The sequence below is a fragment of the Sediminibacterium sp. GW821-FHT12F12 genome, assembly GCF_058806635.1.
The window spans coordinates 82,901-98,149 of record NZ_JBXAPW010000007.1 but is presented as its reverse complement, the minus strand read 5'-3'; the positions used below and the strand labels follow the sequence as shown (position 1 = coordinate 98,149).

The window sequence follows — 15,249 nt, the reverse complement described above, 5'->3', positions numbered from 1 at the left end:
ACCATGCTGAAGAAAATATTTCCCCTGTTTGCGGGTGTGCTCTTTTTTTCCTGCAAAAACAATTCTGCCGATTTTAAAATGATTGAAGTGAAATATCCGACAACTAAAAAAGACAGTACCGTTAAAGACGATTATTTCGGAACCATCGTAGCCGACCCCTATCGCTGGCTCGAGAATGATACCAGTGCAGAAACCGCCGCCTGGGTAGCTGCAGAGAACGAAGTAACCCAGGGTTACCTGAAACAGATTCCCTTCCGCGAAGCCATAGGAAAACGGTATGAACACCTGTTTAATTATGAAAAATTTTCCGCACCCACCCGGGAAGGAAAATACAATTACTATTCTAAAAACTCCGGCCTGCAGAACCAGTATGTATTGTACCGCGAGCCGGTAGAGGGTGGCGCAGCAGAACTGTTTCTGGATCCCAACAGTTTTTCAAAAGATGGTACCACTTCGCTGTCCAATATCAGTTTTTCAAAAGACGGATCCATGGCTGCGTATAATATTTCGGAAGGGGGCAGCGACTGGCAGAAGATCATTGTAATGGACGCCATCAACAAGAAACAGGTGGGCGATACCATGCAGGATATCAAATTCAGCGGCGCCACCTGGAAAGGCAATGAGGGATTTTTTTACAGCACATACGAACGACCCAAAGAAGGTAGTTTTCTGGCGGGTAAAACAGATAACCACAAACTCTATTTTCATGCTGTTGGTACAGCCCAGAAAAATGATAAGCTCATCTATGCCGGAAATAACGAATCTATCCGCTACCTGGGTGCCAGTGTCAGCGAAAATCAGCGTTGGTTATTCATCTATGCTGCCAACTCAACCTATGGCAATAAGCTGTTGGTCATGGATCTTACGCAACCATCGGCTCCCATAAAAACATTGGTAGCTGATATAAAGAACCAGCATACGGTAGTAGATGTGGATGACAATTATTTTTATATTCAAACCGACAGAAATGCGCCAACCGGAAAATTAATGCTGGCACCCATTGCCACGCCTGAAGAAAGCAACTGGAAAACCCTGATAGAAGCCAAACCGGAAGTGTTGAGCGCATCTGCCGCAGGCGGATCTCTGTTTTGTTCTTACCTGAAAGATGCCGTTAGCAAGGTGTACCAATACGACAGAACCGGAAAACAGATCCGCGAAATCATGCTACCGGGTCTGGGCAGTGCCAGTGGTTTTTCCGGAAAACAGGATGATACAGAACTGTTTTATGGCTATACCAGTTATACCACGCCCTACTCCATTTATAAAATGGATATCGCCACCGGTAAAACCAGCCTGTATAAACAGCCTAAACTTGACTTCAATCTGGAAGCGTATGAATCCAAACAGGTATTTTATCCCTCTAAAGACGGCACAAAAATTCCGATGATCATTACCTACAAAAAGGGAATGGAGCTGAACGGAAAAAATCCCTGCCTGATGTATGCCTATGGTGGGTTCAGTGTAAGTTTAACGCCTTTCTTCAGTACATCGAATATGATTTTACTGGAGAATGGTGGTGTATTTGCGGTACCCAATCTGCGCGGCGGCGGCGAATATGGCGAAGCCTGGCACGAACAGGGCATCAAAACAAAAAAGCAAAATGTGTTTGATGATTTTATCGCTGCGGCAAAATACCTGACAGATAATAAATACACATCCAGAGAAAAACTGGCCATTGAAGGGGGTAGTAATGGTGGGTTACTGATTGGCGCCTGTATTACCCAGCAACCAGACATGTGCAGAGTAGCGTTTCCGGCAGTGGGTGTGATGGATATGTTACGTTATCACCGCTTTACTGCAGGTGCGGGCTGGGCCTATGATTATGGTACATCGGCAGACAGTAAAGAAATGTTCAACTACCTGTATGGTTATTCGCCGGTACACAATGTAAAACCAGCTGCCTATCCTGCAACGCTTATCACCACCGCCGATCACGACGACCGCGTAGTACCGGCCCACTCCTTCAAGTTTGCCGCCCATATGCAGGAAAACCAAACAGGCCCCAACCCGGTATTGATCAGAATAGAAACCAAAGCAGGACACGGTGCGGGTAAAAGTACCCAGCAGATCATTGCCGAAACAACGGATAAATGGAGTTTCATGTTTTATAATATGCAGGTCCAGCCAAAATATTGATACGCAGCAACCCTATAAAACGATGAAACGGCATAGCCTCTTACTCACTCCTTACATTCAATGCATGAAAAAAACAATCTCCTTTATTTTGCTGATCAGTGTTGTGTGCTCCTGCGCCAGCAAAACAGAAAAACAAAGCAGTCCCGAAACCCTTCCCATCATCGGAACCTGGCAATTGCTAAGTGGCACGCTGATAGAAAAGGGAGATACGGTAGTAACCGATTATACAAAAGACCGTTCCTTTATCAAGATCATTAATGCCACCCATTTTTCCTTTACCCAACATGATCTGAACAAAGGGCAGGGCAGCGATGCTTCTTTTTCTGCGGGAGCCGGAACCTATACCCTTAAGGATAGCACTTACACCGAACACCTGACTTACTGCAGCGATCGTGCCTGGGAAGGACATGATTTCAGTTTTACCCTCACCCTGCAGAACGATACCCTTACCCAACGCGGTGTAGAAATTGTAGAAGCTACCGGCGTTAACCGTCTGAACATAGAAAAATATGTGCGGGTAAAAAATTAATCGGCGCTTATACAAACTGAAAATACAATAACCCGATAGCCGCCGCGGTCATCACAAGCAGTGTAATACCACCCAGTACATTGGAAAGTGTAGAATTGGTATGCTCACCCATAATGTTTTTATTATTGGCGATATGAAGAATGACGGCAATGAGTACCGGTGCGGTTAATCCATATAAGATGGCAGTATAGATCAGCGCCTGGATCGGTGTAATACCCACAAAGTTCAGCGATAACCCTACCAGCAGCGAAACAACAATCGACACATAAAAGCCTTTTGCCTGCGGAAACTTTTTATCCAGTCCCGCTTTCCAGCCAAAAGTTTCTGCCAGCATATATGATTGTGCGCCGGCCAGTACCGGTATGGCGAGAAAGCCCGTACCAATTACCCCGATCGTAAAAATGAGGTAAGTGAGTTTACCAGCTAATGGTTCCAATGCTTTGGCGGCCTGGTCTACCGTATCTATCTGGCGGATCCCCGCTTTGTATAACACAGCACCTGCCGTAAGAATGATAAAAAACATGACAAGGTTAGAGAGCGCCATGCCCAGGTTCACATCCAGCTTCATATTATCGAGGATCTGTTTGTCAACCACCACTTTTTTTCTTTTGTGCGCAATGTCTTCCGCTTCCATGGTAGCCTGCCAGAAAAATAAATAAGGCGAAATAGTGGTGCCCAAAATACCCACCAGTATGGCGAGAAAAGCTTTGTTGAACTGGATCTGTGGAATGAATGCACCCTTCAACACTTCGCTCCAATCCTGTTCAACCATAAAGGGTACCAGTATATATAACAACAACGAAAGACATAGCCATTTGAGAATAGCGGCCAGTTTGCGGTAAGAAAACTGAATGATCACGAACATCAGTATAGCTGTAACCGACACACAATACACTGTTTCCGGAATACCGGGATACAGCATATGCGCCACAGCCCCCATGCTCTGTATATCGGAGCCGATATTTAAGGTAATGGCTGGAAATCCGAAGAGCAGCATCAGGTATAATACCGGTTTGGGATAATGATTTTTCAGCGTTACCGTTAAACCCCTCGAAGTTACCAGCCCGATCCTCGCACACATGGCCTGTACGGCCGCCATCATGGGAAAAGTGAATAGGGCCGTCCACAAAGTGGCATACCCGAACTGTGCCCCCGCCTGCGAATACGTGGCAATACCTGAAGGATCATCATCACTGGCACCCGTTACCAGTCCCGGACCCAGCGAGCGCAGGATCTTTTTCCAGTTGGTTTTGGTTTGTCGTTTCCTTTCTGTTGGTGATAATGGCATATTTCCTTTTCTGAATATCCCGGCAACGGTTATGAGGATGATCTTTTCTTTACGAACCTTATCTGCTACTAAAATTACGCATTCTTTAGGTTACGCTTACCGCTATCTAATAGACGAAGGCCATACAATACTGTATGGCCTTCTGGATAATGGTAATAAAACGGGCTTGCGGTTACAACTTCTTTATAATGGCTTTTACATTGTCTTCAATGTCTTTATCGGTCATGCGTTTTCCGTTGATCACAGAGCTGGTCCAACCCTGCCAGATGGTTTTTTCCGTATGTGCATCCATCATGGTAAGGGTCAGTGTTCCTTCCTTGATAGTTTCTTTCCGGTTATCATATCCTAAAAACTGCGAAGGATAATAGACGGGCACATACCGCCTGCTATACGGGTTAAAAAACCAGCGGGTTGTGGGCATAGAATATACAGGATCGCTCACTGTACGGTTTTCTCTTTGAATGTCTACGTCATATACCAGCAATACATCCGGATCGGTTACCGCCAAACGCCAGCCCTTCTGCTGCAGGTTACGGTCTATGCTCTCGCGGATCTTCCGGTCTACCAGATCGTTTGTTTTGGGTTTCTGCGTAATACTGTCTTTTTGCGTGCCTACCACCCAGGCATAGGTATTAATTCTGGTAAAATCGATGGTATCGTCTTTTTGTACATAGGCCGCACGACTACAGGCTGCCAGCACCAAAACTGCCAGCATGGCGCCCATGAACCAGGGTATCTTTTTCATAACGTGCCGATTGGGGGTTATCCAATACAGCTATACCTGTTCAATCCACGTGCCGGGTGTAATAAAGGCAGTATAAAGATTTGTGAAAGCGCAGCTGTTACTTACGCACAATATTGTAGATAGCCACTGGTGGCGAAAAATACTGGTCGTTCTCATTCTGGCGCGAGATCTTTCTTACCACACCCATTCCTCTTACCACTTTACCGAATGTGGCATAGCCCTGCTTATCGGGTACGTTCTCTCCGCCCAGGTCCAGTCCGGGTTGTTTGCTTAAGCAGATAAAAAATTCTGTACCAGCCGTTCCGGGTTCGGCGCGTGCCAGGGAGATCACACCTTCATCATGCAGAATTTTGGTTTGCGCCGTGTTTTCGTGCGGAATGCCCGGTATGCTAACGGCCAGTTTGTTATTGGTTTTCCAGATGCCTCCCTGTATCAGCTCTGTTTTAGGCGCATTGGAAGGTTGGTTATCCATGGTAAGGGCGCGGTAAAAATTACTGTTATAATAGTAGCCTGAATCGATATAAGATAAAAAAGCAGCCACGGTTTTCGGCGCCTGTTGCGGGTAGAGTTCTATTTCAATATCTCCTTTCGATGTCTGTATCTGTATGCGGGGTTTGTTGGGGTCCTGCTTTTGCTGACAGGCGGATAGCGCGAGAAACAGCAGGAGAAATACAACCACCCTGCGGGATTTCGCCGCGGAGCCGCTGAGGTCGGGGAGGGTTCGCAGAGGAGTGGGATGATTTCTCATGGAATAATTTCAAACACAAAAATCTGCGTTTTCTCAAAAGCATTAAAATTATTATCGGCTACCAGTACCAGGGTTTGATGTCCGTTGGGTAAACGTGGCCCCAGTGTCATGCCCTCCACATTATCCACATACATACCCAGCGAATCCAGGTTCAGCAATAGTTGTTTGGTAAGGGGCCGGGCCGGTGGTGTTTGCCGTAAGGAAGGGTTATTGCGGATATCGCCTGCTTTGCCCAGATCGGTCAGGTAGAGTTTGATGGTACAGGCTAGCCGGCCGGTAGAAAAAGACCGTTCCATCACAATCATTTTGTTGCCACCAATGGCCAGTATATCCGGCACGCCATTTACCATGAAGGCATTGGCGGGTGTGGTGGGGTAAGCAACGGGGTCCAGCAGGTACGCATATTGTGCAGTATTCTTCCGTGTCCTCACATCAAAACGGTAGATCCTGATCCAGGCTTGGTTATCGGTAAGCCCCGCCCGCGGACCATCTTCATACAAAGGCTCTTCCGCATTCACATACAGTGTTTGATAGTTTCGGTCAAAACTCATTCCTTCCAGCACCCCATTTTGTCGCGGGCCTTTTTCAGTTGCCCGCATACGCAGGTTGGCGGGCAACCGAAAATTATCGCGGTAGCGGCCCCGCAGAGAAATGATGTTGATAGAGGGATTCTGTAATACCGTATCTGTTCCCCGCAGAATCCTTTCTCCTTCACTGCTCCATACCAATCGATGTCGTAAAGGATCGTAGCGCATAGCTTCGGGATCGGGCGTAAGTGAGGGATTTTGTTTGGCATTGGGATAAACAGTGCCATCCGGCTGCTGCAATGTATCCACACACACCATTACTACACTGTCTATTCCCTTTGTTGTAAAAAAAATCTTAGCGGTGTAAAACCTGGCCGGGTTAATGGCAGATCGGTCATCGCAGATCATATAATACACCCCGCGACGCCTGTCGTAATCAATAGAGGATAATCCGCCCACCGTAGTTCCCTTAAAAGAAAAACCATACTCAATTTCTTTTTCACCTATCAGCCGCAGGCTGCTGATGGTAACAGGTTTCTGTGCTATCGAACCCGTTACCAACAGCAAAGCCAGTAAACCTAAAATCGTTCTGTATTTTACTTTGTTCATCTTCTACTCAAAAATTTACTGACTGATCTTCTGCAGATAACCCGATAATTTCTCCAGCGATGCAGCCACCACCCCGATCTGTTCCTGCGCTTCTTTCCAGTTGCGCTGCTCTATGGCCTCACGCACGCCGGGAATGGTTTTTACCCCATATCCCGTATAAAAACCCGGTGCATACAACGTGTGTTTGTACCAGCTTCTGCGAGGTAAGCCGTTAGTGGTTAACAATTGTTGCTCTGCCCGGTACAGGGCCAGGTTCAACGCAGCGGTGTTGGCGCCGGTGGCGGCAGCTTTTGCCCAGGTTGCGGCCAGTTGATCGGTACTTTTCTCCAGCAATGTCAACGCATTCAGCAAAGGCGAAAAATCAAGATAAGGCACTTCTGCTTTTGCTGCAGGTGTTTTCTTTTTTTCGGTAGGATCATTGGCCAGTGCATAACCATTGTTGCGGATCAGTTCATTTTCTGCGGCAGTGTTTTCGCGCAGCTGGTCGGTCTGGCTCAACAGGTCTTTCACATAATCGCTCACGGTGCGTTGCAGACTGCGGAAATCAAATGGCAGGGTTTCTGCATTGGCCATGCGCAGGGCCGCGCGACCGGCAGTTTGTGCCAAAGCCACGCCATAGAAAAATCCAGGGTCTTTAAAACGACTGTAATCATCATACGAATCATAGATCGAATGGTATTCGCCGCCATCATCTTCTCCACCATATCCAATATTCAAAGAAGGAATACCGGCATGTTGTATAAAAGAAGAATAATCAGAACCAGACCCCATGGCATTTACCTTAAAGGTTGTTTTGGCCATCGCTTCTTTTTTTGCTTTGGCATTGGGTGCATCTACTGCATTAATGGCTTTTCTTCTTTCAAAAACAGAAACACGGGTTTGCGGGTCTGTTACATCTTTACTGATCTCAGTAACCAGTGTTTCCAATGCATGCGATCCATCTACACCCAGAAAACCCCTGCCATTGCCATCCGAATTAATATATACTACCGTTTTCTGCTGCAGTTCGGTCATATGATCTTCTACCCATTCAGTAGAGCCCAGCAATCCGGGTTCTTCAGCATCCCAGGCACAATACACCAGTGTGCGTTTGGGTTTCCAGCCTGTTTTTACCAGTTCGCCAATAGCCTGTGCTTCTTCCAGCAAAGCCGCCGCTCCGCTGATGGGATCGTTGGCACCATTTACCCAGGCATCGTGGTGGTTACCCCTGATCACCCACTGGTCGGGAAACTGTGAGCCGGCCATTTTGGCAATGACATTATAGGCAGGTTTCAGCTGCCAGTTAAAATCTACTTTCAAATGTACTTTCGCTTTACCGGGTCCGATATGATAGGTAAACGGCAATGCGCCTCTCCAGTCAGCCGGTGCTACCGGACCTTCCAACGCCTGTAACAAAGGCTGTGCATCATGATAGCTAATCGGTAATACCGGAATTTTCAACAGGTTGGGGGCTTCCAGACGATCTAATCGTTTGGCATTTTCTGTAGCGCCGATATTGGGTGTTAAAGGATCGCCGGGATAGATCACCATATCCATGATAGATCCGCGCTGTACGCCATATTCATTTTTAAAAGCGCCTTTCGGATACACATCACCCTGGTAATAACCATCATCTTTGGGATCAGAATAAATGATACAACCAATAGCACCATGTTCCTGCGCTACTTTGGGTTTAATACCGCGCCAGCTGCGGCCATATTTAGCAATCACAATTTTTCCTGTTACACTAATGCCCAGACTCTCCAGCAGTTCATAGTCCTGTGGCAAACCATAATTCACAAATACCAGTTCGCCCGTCACATCCCCATCGGCGCTCCATGCATTGTACGTAGGTAGTTGGTCTTCCTGGTTCGAAGTACCGTCTTCTTTCAGTGCAGGCTCTTTCAACAATGCTTTATATACGGTAGGCGATACCATTTCCAGCACACGCGTTTGGGGTGTGGGAAATAAAACCTGGTAGGTTTCTATTTTCGCGTCCCAGCCATAGGCTTTGAATTTTTGCAGGATATTCTCTGCTACTGCTTTACCACCCGCAGATCCCACATGATGCGGCACGGCAGATAATTCTTTGATCGCTTTTCCAATCCGCTCGGCACTTAACTGTGCATCAAATTTCTGTTCCAGCTGTTTTTGGGCACTGGTCGAATTTTCGGTAAATCCGGTAATCGTTTTTTGTGCCGTTGATTCATTGGCAAAACTCAATGCGGCCAGCAGACCGCAGGCAAATAATCTTCTCATGTAGGGTCGGGAATTGTTGATACAGCAATTTAAGGATTTCAGACGGGTATGTTACCGGCTTTTGTTTTTCATGGCATCCCGGTTGTGTCACTCACTTGTACAGTAGGTTCTGTTCGGGCAACACTCGGGACTAAAGTCCCTAAAGAAATCTTCTTTCAAAACTTTTTACCCACGCCCTGAAGTGCGCAGCAAAATAAAACCAACCCACATTTCAAGGAAAGATTTGGTAATACGCCCTAGCTATTTAAACCCGTTTAGTCAAGCTAAATGATTCACCATTGCCACGCCCTTGAGGGCGTGGATCAAATGATCTCCTCTTTAAATTATTCCTCGGGCTTTAGCCCGGAGTGTTAATGCGTAGCATTACTTAAACATCGCCGGATGCATCTCATCCCACTGCGTAACATCCTGGTAAGCCTTGGCCGCCGCAAGTATCGCGGCTTCATCATACAGTTTACCAATCAGCGTGATACTGGTAGGCAGGTTATTTCTTTTATCAAAACCCGTTGGCACACATACCACCGGGTGTCCGGTCAGGTTCGTGATGGCTCCCTGGTTACCGCTTCCCCTGGTTGGACAGATCAACACATCAATATCTTTCATCGCTTCATTCACCTGCTGCATCAACAAATAACGGTGGCGGTTGGCATTGATATATTCCACTGCAGGTACAAAACGAGAAGTGCGGAAACTATTGGGCCAGTCGCCCCGGCCCTGGCGTGTCATTTCGTCATCCAGGTTGGTGCGGGTAAAATCATCAAAAGCTGCGGCACATTCAGCACCAATCACAATATCCATAATAGCATAATGATACTGGGCACTGTCCGGAAAATTGATGGGCACCAGTTCTACACCCATTTGTTTATAAGCTTCCAGCACTTTCCATTCACTGCGGCTGGTATCGGTAATGCGGTCGTAATAATTTTTGGCATAGGCCACGCGCATTTTTTTCACATCGGTTTTGGGCTGGTAGTTAAAGGGTTTGTTCACGGCACTCTGGTCAAGGCCATCGGTGCCGTGTATATATTGAAACACCACCGCGGCATCTTCGGCACTGCGGCAAATAGGCCCTACTTTATCCAGGCTCCAGCTCAGTGTCATGGCGCCGCTGCGGCTGATGCTGCCAAAGGTGGGCCGCAATCCCGTAGCACCACAGGTAGAAGAAGGAGATGTGATCGATCCCCAGGTTTCCGTGCCAATGGCAAAGGGTACCAGTCCGGCCACCGTTGCAGAAGCAGATCCCGCCGAAGAACCCGATGATCCTGTTTGCAGATTCCAGGGGTTTTTGGTGCGGCCGCCATACCAGTAATCGCCCATAGCCAGTGCACCCAGTGTAAATTTGGCCACGAGCACAGCGCCCGCATTTTGTAATTGGGTATACACAAAAGCATCCTGTTCAATCACCTGGTTTTTATACGGTGCCGCACCCCAGGTGGTTTTGGTTCCTTTTACGGCAAAAAGATCTTTTAATCCGTAGGGAATGCCGTGCAGAGGACCACGGTATTTACCCGCAGCTATTTCAGCATCTGCCTGCCGGGCCTGCTGCAGGGCTATTTCTTCCGTTACCGAAATCACACACTGCAGTGTATCGCCAAATCGGCGGATCCGGTCAATAAAAAATTTCGTGAGCTCCACCGAACTGATCTTTTTGTTTTTGATCAGCGAAGCCAGTTGCAGGATATTGTAAAAAGCGAGATCGTTTATATTAGCGGGCAGTGATACTTTGGAGGAAATGTTCCAGTTGATCTTCTCCTGTTTATTGTTGAACTGCATACCGGGCAATACCGGGCTTTGCCAGAGGCTCATCGGCACATTATTGTTCAATGATTTTTTGTGCATGAGGCGATAAAGCAGCATGTTCTCTTTTACACCATCGTACATACTGTCGATCTCTTTCTGTGTAAAACTCAGATCCAGCAAATGAGCCGCTGCCGGCAGATCGTTTTTAGTAAGCGTGTCCTGCGCCTGGGTTTGCATACTGTATAACAAGGCCAGCGCAATGATCGTTTTTCTCATACGTATAATTTATCTGTGTTTATTCTTCGTTTAAAAAAGTATTACCCTGTTTAATATCGCCGGTTTCAAATCCTTTTTTAAACCAGTACATCCGCTGTTTGGAACTGCCATGTGTAAAAGCATCCGGCACCACGGTTCCCCCGCTTCTTTGTTGCAAACGGTCGTCGCCAATAGCATTGGCAGCATTCAGCGCCGATTCCAGGTCGCCGCTTTCCATAAAGTTTTTCATTTGCTGGTTGCGGTTGGCCCAGACACCCGCATAAAAATCGGCCTGCAGTTCTGTTTTTACCGACAGCTTATTATACTCAGTTTTGCTGAGTGTTTGCCTTTCCTGTTCCGTTTTCTCAAATACACCCATCAGCTGCTGCACATGGTGCCCCACTTCGTGTGCAATCACATAAGCCATTGCAAATTCGCCCGGTGCGCCAAAGCGGGAATCGAGTTCGGAGAAAAAAGAAAGGTCTAAATACAATTTTTCATCTGCCGGACAATAAAACGGTCCCGTAACTGCACTCGAAAATCCGCAGCCGGATTGGGTTTGTTCGGTAAAGAGAACGAGCGTGGGCTTGCGATAGGTTTCGTTTCTCTCTTTAAAAATGGCCGACCACACATCTTCTGTATCGGCCAATACCACTCTTGAAAAAGAAGCCAGCTTTTCTTCCGCCTCACTTCGCGGTGTTGCGGCCGTTTGTGTTTGCTGTTGCTCTACTACAGTGTTTAAGACGGCAGAGGGGTCTCCACCCAGTAACAGGTAAATGATGCCAATCACAATCGTGCCAATGCCGCCTTTCAGTATCATTCCGCCACCAATACCCCGGCGGTCTTCCACATTATCGCTTTCTCTTCTGCCTTGCCATCTCATGGGTTTCGGATTTAAGATTGTTCTCAATTCTGTAACAGCACCATTGGCGAATGGTTCAGATCTGAGCCATACGGATGGGTGCTATTGCTGCACAAATCCGGTTACTCCTCCTTGATCTTCCGGTTCAGGTATCCTTCATAATCAGGTATGGTGGTTTCATACTCGCCGTGCATAAAAGGAGAGGTCATGATAAAATCAGCCGTGGCCCTGTCGCAGGCCATGGGTATATTCCAGGCCACGCATAAACGAAGCAAGGCTTTTACATCACTGTCGTGAGGCTGTGCTTCCATAGGATCCCAGAAAAAAAACATCATGTCAATCTCACCATTGGCAATCATGGCACCTATCTGCTGGTCGCCGCCCAGCGGACCACTCAACAGTTTTTTTACGGGCCTGTCCAGCACTTCTTCCAGCAACCTGCCAGTGGTGCCGGTAGCAAAAAGTTCGTGTTTGGCAAGAGCCGTTGCGTTGTGTTTGGCCCATTCCAGCAGGTCTGTTTTTTTATGATCATGCGCCACCAGCGCTATTCTTTTCCGTTTACCGAGAATTTTTACAGTATGCATGTTTTTACAATTAATACGCCCTATGAAGGTAAGGTAACCGTTGTTTACAAAAGGATCTTGTTAGCGCGTTTGCGCGTAAAAACTTTTGCGCCAGCGAACGGCGATCCATGCAGAGAAAGGAATCAGCAAAAAAATCAGCCATGCAAGCGAAAGTGGCCCTGTCATCAATAATAAAAGATAACACAGCAATAGAACATACAGCGGATATACAAACAGTAATACGCCAAACAATACCGAGTCATAAAAAACAGTGCCCCGGGTTTTCTGCTGCACCAGTTTTTTAACTGGATAGTATAGGGGCGCATGTATACAACAGGCCGGTAAGGCAATACATGCGCAACTGATTTTTTCTGCCAACGTTAAACGCTCTTTATTCGGCAGTTCTATTCTTTGATTGATCTCATCATAGACTATTTTGTTGAAACAGATCAGGCTGCGTGCTTCCTCTTCATAAGGTAAGAGGATTTGCGGCAACAGCGGTTTACCAAAATGTAGATGTACTTCTTTACCAAATCGATGAAAATGATCGAATGCAATTCCCATTGGTAGTACAGAAAATCCGGGCAGTCGCCTGTTTTCCCAGGTAATGCGGGCGGCCCCTTTTTTAAATGGTTGCAGCTGGTGTGTATTCAAACAGATGCCCTCAATAAAAATCAGCACAATACCTCCTTCTTCCAACACTTCTTTGCTTTGCTGAAAGGCTCTTTCGTTCAGGTGAAGATTTTCTTTACCCTCCCGCAAACGGTAAATAGGGATCATATTCAGCAGGCGGAGCAGGGTATTGTGCCAGGGTTTGTTAAATGCATCGCCGCGGGCCAGAAAATGTACAGGCCGGTCAAACTGCGCGCCGATCACAATGGCATCCAGAAAGGAGTTGGGGTGGTTGGCCACCAGCAGCACCGGACCGGCAATCGCCAGCGATTCCCTGCCCATTACGGTGGTTTTGGTGCAGAAGATCCTCAGTGCCAGCCGGACCCATATTTTAACGAGGGAATAGAACAAGGCGGATAATTATACTGCTAAATGTAACAAATCAATGCCGCCCGGAGATGTTGAAAACGAATAGGTTATTCCCATTTTACCGATATTTTATGGTGTCTTTCTATTTTGATTCAGAAAATAACTAATTCGGGGGCAAATGTCTGTTTTGTTTTAGCAAAATCACCGAATAGGACTTGTCCTGAATTTCTCTCCTTCTTGGGCACAAAAAAACCACCGCATCCCTGCGGTGGCCTTACTAACTAACCCATCAAAAACAAGTTTATGCTTCAGCTGCAGCTTTTACTTCAATGATCTTGGCCCTGATCTTGGCCTCTATTTCATTGGCCAGTTCAGGATTATCGTGTAACAGGGATTTTACCGAATCGCGACCCTGTCCCAGTTTATTGGTTTCATAACTGAACCAGGACCCGCTTTTCTGCACAATGCCCAGTTCTACACCCATATCAATAATCTCGCCCAGTTTACTGATACCTTCTCCGAAAATGATATCAAATTCTGCCGCGCGGAAAGGTGGTGCTACTTTGTTTTTGACCACTTTTACTTTTACGTGATTTCCGATAGCGGAATCCCCATCTTTTACCTGTGTCATCCGGCGGATATCCAGCCTAACCGATGCATAGAATTTCAGCGCATTACCACCGGTGGTGGTTTCGGGGTTACCGAACATTACACCGATCTTCTCGCGCAGCTGGTTAATGAAAATACAGATCGTATTGGTTTTATTAATGGTAGCAGTGAGTTTACGCAGCGCCTGGCTCATCAGCCTGGCATGCAGCCCCATTTTACTATCGCCCATTTCGCCTTCCAGTTCACTTTTAGGAACCAGGGCAGCCACTGAGTCGATCACTACCACATCCAGCGCGCCGGAAAGAATCAGCCTGTCGGCGATCTCCAGTGCCTGCTCACCATAATCCGGTTGCGAGATCAACAGGTTATCTACATCTACACCCAGTTTCTGGGCATAAGAACTGTCAAACGCGTGTTCCGCATCTATAATGGCACACATCCCGCCTTTTTTCTGCGCCTCAGCGATCACGTGAATAGCGATCGTGGTTTTACCGGATGATTCCGGTCCATATATTTCTATAATTCTTCCTTTTGGCAAACCACCCACACCCAATGCGGCGTCTAAACCAATCGATCCGGTAGAAATCACTTCCATCGGCTCCTGGCTTTTTTCATTCATCATCATCACACTACCCTTACCATAATCTTTATCGATCTTGTCGATCGTCAGCTTTAACGCCTTCAGCTTGTCTGCATTACTCATTGTCGTAGAATTTAAGGATCAAAATTAATGGAGTGGTAAAAGTATCTGTTTTTTCTTATTCACACTAATTTTTTTAGTATTTTTTTTACTAACGTATTTAGTTTGGTCTTATTGTGGTTTTTCTTCCGTTGTAAATATAAGGCTGCCCGACGGTCGGTAATCGGGTATTTATACTGGCTGTAGCCTGTTTTTTAACCCTTTTGCGGGATCTCATAGACCATATCCGCATTCCAGCCATGGTATTCAAAATAACCCAGTGTCCGGAACCCCAGTTGCTGGTAATAGCGGACGGCCCGCTGGTTGGCGCTTTGTACCCCTCCCCATAAAATCAGCCGGGTAACATTAAGGTTACTGAGATCGTTAATTATATAAGTAAAAAGCGAACGACCCAGCCCACGGCCCTGCCAGTCATCTGCCACAGAAGGTGCAAAACTGGCATCGGTATCGGGGTGTAAGTCTAAACCATACGAAAAAAGCCTGGGTGCATCATGCCGCAGGAATCCCAGGCGGAGAATAGCATACGCAACGATCCGGTTTTCTTCGGTGGCGATATAAGCTGTATTTTTCGGGTCCTGGTAAAACCGGGAAAGCGAGGTTTTGTCAAAACCATGCGGACCAAAAAATGCGCGGGTTTCTTTTCCCAGTGCTGAGAGATAGGTGACCAGTTGTTCCAGATCCCTTGTGTCGAATTTTGTAATTACCGGCAATGTTTTTTT

13 protein-coding genes are annotated in these 15,249 nt (G+C 46.8%); 2 read left to right on the top strand and 11 right to left on the bottom strand.

Annotated features, from left to right (window positions below):
• Positions 1 to 3: 3 nt before the first annotated feature.
• Both AC1RNB_RS11640 and AC1RNB_RS11635 read left to right on the top strand, forming a co-directional pair.
• Positions 4 to 2,136: a prolyl oligopeptidase family serine peptidase gene (locus tag AC1RNB_RS11640; protein ID WP_493082953.1), complete on the top strand. Its 2,133-nt coding sequence runs from the start codon at positions 4 to 6 to the stop codon at positions 2,134 to 2,136.
• Positions 2,137 to 2,200: 64 nt separating this feature from the next.
• On the top strand, positions 2,201 to 2,665 hold the full coding sequence (locus tag AC1RNB_RS11635) for a lipocalin-like domain-containing protein (protein WP_493082951.1): 465 nt from the start codon (positions 2,201 to 2,203) through the stop codon (positions 2,663 to 2,665).
• A gap of 7 nt (positions 2,666 to 2,672) precedes the next feature.
• Here the strand turns inward: AC1RNB_RS11635 and AC1RNB_RS11630 are convergent, their stop codons facing one another.
• The 11 genes from AC1RNB_RS11630 to AC1RNB_RS11580 all read right to left on the bottom strand — a co-directional run bounded on the left by AC1RNB_RS11630 (position 2,673) and on the right by AC1RNB_RS11580 (position 15,240).
• Positions 2,673 to 3,953, bottom strand: a complete 1,281-nt coding sequence (locus AC1RNB_RS11630) for an Nramp family divalent metal transporter (RefSeq protein WP_493082949.1) — start codon at positions 3,951 to 3,953, stop codon at positions 2,673 to 2,675.
• A gap of 172 nt (positions 3,954 to 4,125) precedes the next feature.
• On the bottom strand, positions 4,126 to 4,698 hold the full coding sequence (locus AC1RNB_RS11625; RefSeq protein ID WP_493082947.1) for a DUF4136 domain-containing protein: 573 nt from the start codon (positions 4,696 to 4,698) through the stop codon (positions 4,126 to 4,128).
• Between the two features lie 97 nt (positions 4,699 to 4,795).
• Positions 4,796 to 5,446 carry a peptidylprolyl isomerase gene (locus AC1RNB_RS11620; protein ID WP_493082945.1) on the bottom strand — a complete coding sequence of 217 codons (651 nt, stop codon included), beginning with the start codon at positions 5,444 to 5,446 and terminating at the stop codon, positions 4,796 to 4,798.
• Positions 5,443 to 6,582, bottom strand: coding sequence for an esterase-like activity of phytase family protein (locus AC1RNB_RS11615; RefSeq protein WP_493082943.1), 1,140 nt, complete (start codon positions 6,580 to 6,582; stop codon positions 5,443 to 5,445). The genes AC1RNB_RS11620 and AC1RNB_RS11615 overlap by 4 nt, the downstream gene beginning before the upstream one ends.
• Before the next feature lie 15 nt (positions 6,583 to 6,597).
• The gene (locus AC1RNB_RS11610; RefSeq protein ID WP_493082941.1) at positions 6,598 to 8,820 is read right to left on the bottom strand and encodes a transferrin receptor-like dimerization domain-containing protein; all 2,223 of its coding nucleotides are present in this window, start codon (positions 8,818 to 8,820) and stop codon (positions 6,598 to 6,600) included.
• 363 nt (positions 8,821 to 9,183) lie between these two features.
• Complete coding sequence (locus AC1RNB_RS11605; protein ID WP_493082939.1) at positions 9,184 to 10,836, bottom strand: amidase; 1,653 nt, start codon at positions 10,834 to 10,836, stop codon at positions 9,184 to 9,186.
• A gap of 19 nt (positions 10,837 to 10,855) precedes the next feature.
• Positions 10,856 to 11,698, bottom strand: coding sequence for a KPN_02809 family neutral zinc metallopeptidase (gene ypfJ / locus AC1RNB_RS11600; RefSeq protein ID WP_493082937.1), 843 nt, complete (start codon positions 11,696 to 11,698; stop codon positions 10,856 to 10,858).
• A 101-nt stretch (positions 11,699 to 11,799) separates the two neighbouring features.
• The gene (locus tag AC1RNB_RS11595) at positions 11,800 to 12,261 is read right to left on the bottom strand and encodes a methylglyoxal synthase (RefSeq protein ID WP_493082935.1); all 462 of its coding nucleotides are present in this window, start codon (positions 12,259 to 12,261) and stop codon (positions 11,800 to 11,802) included.
• Positions 12,262 to 12,321: 60 nt separating this feature from the next.
• On the bottom strand, positions 12,322 to 13,263 hold the full coding sequence (locus tag AC1RNB_RS11590) for a 1-acyl-sn-glycerol-3-phosphate acyltransferase (RefSeq protein ID WP_493082933.1): 942 nt from the start codon (positions 13,261 to 13,263) through the stop codon (positions 12,322 to 12,324).
• A gap of 259 nt (positions 13,264 to 13,522) precedes the next feature.
• Entirely contained in the window at positions 13,523 to 14,533 is a 1,011-nt protein-coding gene (gene recA, locus AC1RNB_RS11585; protein WP_493082931.1) for a recombinase RecA, read from the bottom strand.
• Positions 14,534 to 14,724: 191 nt separating this feature from the next.
• On the bottom strand, positions 14,725 to 15,240 hold the full coding sequence (locus tag AC1RNB_RS11580; RefSeq protein ID WP_493082929.1) for a GNAT family N-acetyltransferase: 516 nt from the start codon (positions 15,238 to 15,240) through the stop codon (positions 14,725 to 14,727).
• Positions 15,241 to 15,249: the final 9 nt, after the last annotated feature.

Bases quoted from the DNA above. Each gene is read 5' to 3' on its own strand.
- AC1RNB_RS11615 (WP_493082943.1), bottom strand. From the start codon at position 6,582: ATGAACAAAGTAAAATACAGAACGATTTTAGGTTTACTGGCTTTGCTG.
- AC1RNB_RS11635 (WP_493082951.1), top strand. From the start codon at position 2,201: ATGAAAAAAACAATCTCCTTTATTTTGCTGATCAGTGTTGTGTGCTCC.
- ypfJ (WP_493082937.1), bottom strand. From the start codon at position 11,698: ATGAGATGGCAAGGCAGAAGAGAAAGCGATAATGTGGAAGACCGCCGG.
- recA (WP_493082931.1), bottom strand. From the start codon at position 14,533: ATGAGTAATGCAGACAAGCTGAAGGCGTTAAAGCTGACGATCGACAAG.
- AC1RNB_RS11620 (WP_493082945.1), bottom strand. From the start codon at position 5,446: ATGAGAAATCATCCCACTCCTCTGCGAACCCTCCCCGACCTCAGCGGC.
- AC1RNB_RS11625 (WP_493082947.1), bottom strand. From the start codon at position 4,698: ATGAAAAAGATACCCTGGTTCATGGGCGCCATGCTGGCAGTTTTGGTG.
- AC1RNB_RS11610 (WP_493082941.1), bottom strand. From the start codon at position 8,820: ATGAGAAGATTATTTGCCTGCGGTCTGCTGGCCGCATTGAGTTTTGCC.
- AC1RNB_RS11640 (WP_493082953.1), top strand. From the start codon at position 4: ATGCTGAAGAAAATATTTCCCCTGTTTGCGGGTGTGCTCTTTTTTTCC.
- AC1RNB_RS11595 (WP_493082935.1), bottom strand. From the start codon at position 12,261: ATGCATACTGTAAAAATTCTCGGTAAACGGAAAAGAATAGCGCTGGTG.
- AC1RNB_RS11605 (WP_493082939.1), bottom strand. From the start codon at position 10,836: ATGAGAAAAACGATCATTGCGCTGGCCTTGTTATACAGTATGCAAACC.
- AC1RNB_RS11630 (WP_493082949.1), bottom strand. From the start codon at position 3,953: ATGCCATTATCACCAACAGAAAGGAAACGACAAACCAAAACCAACTGG.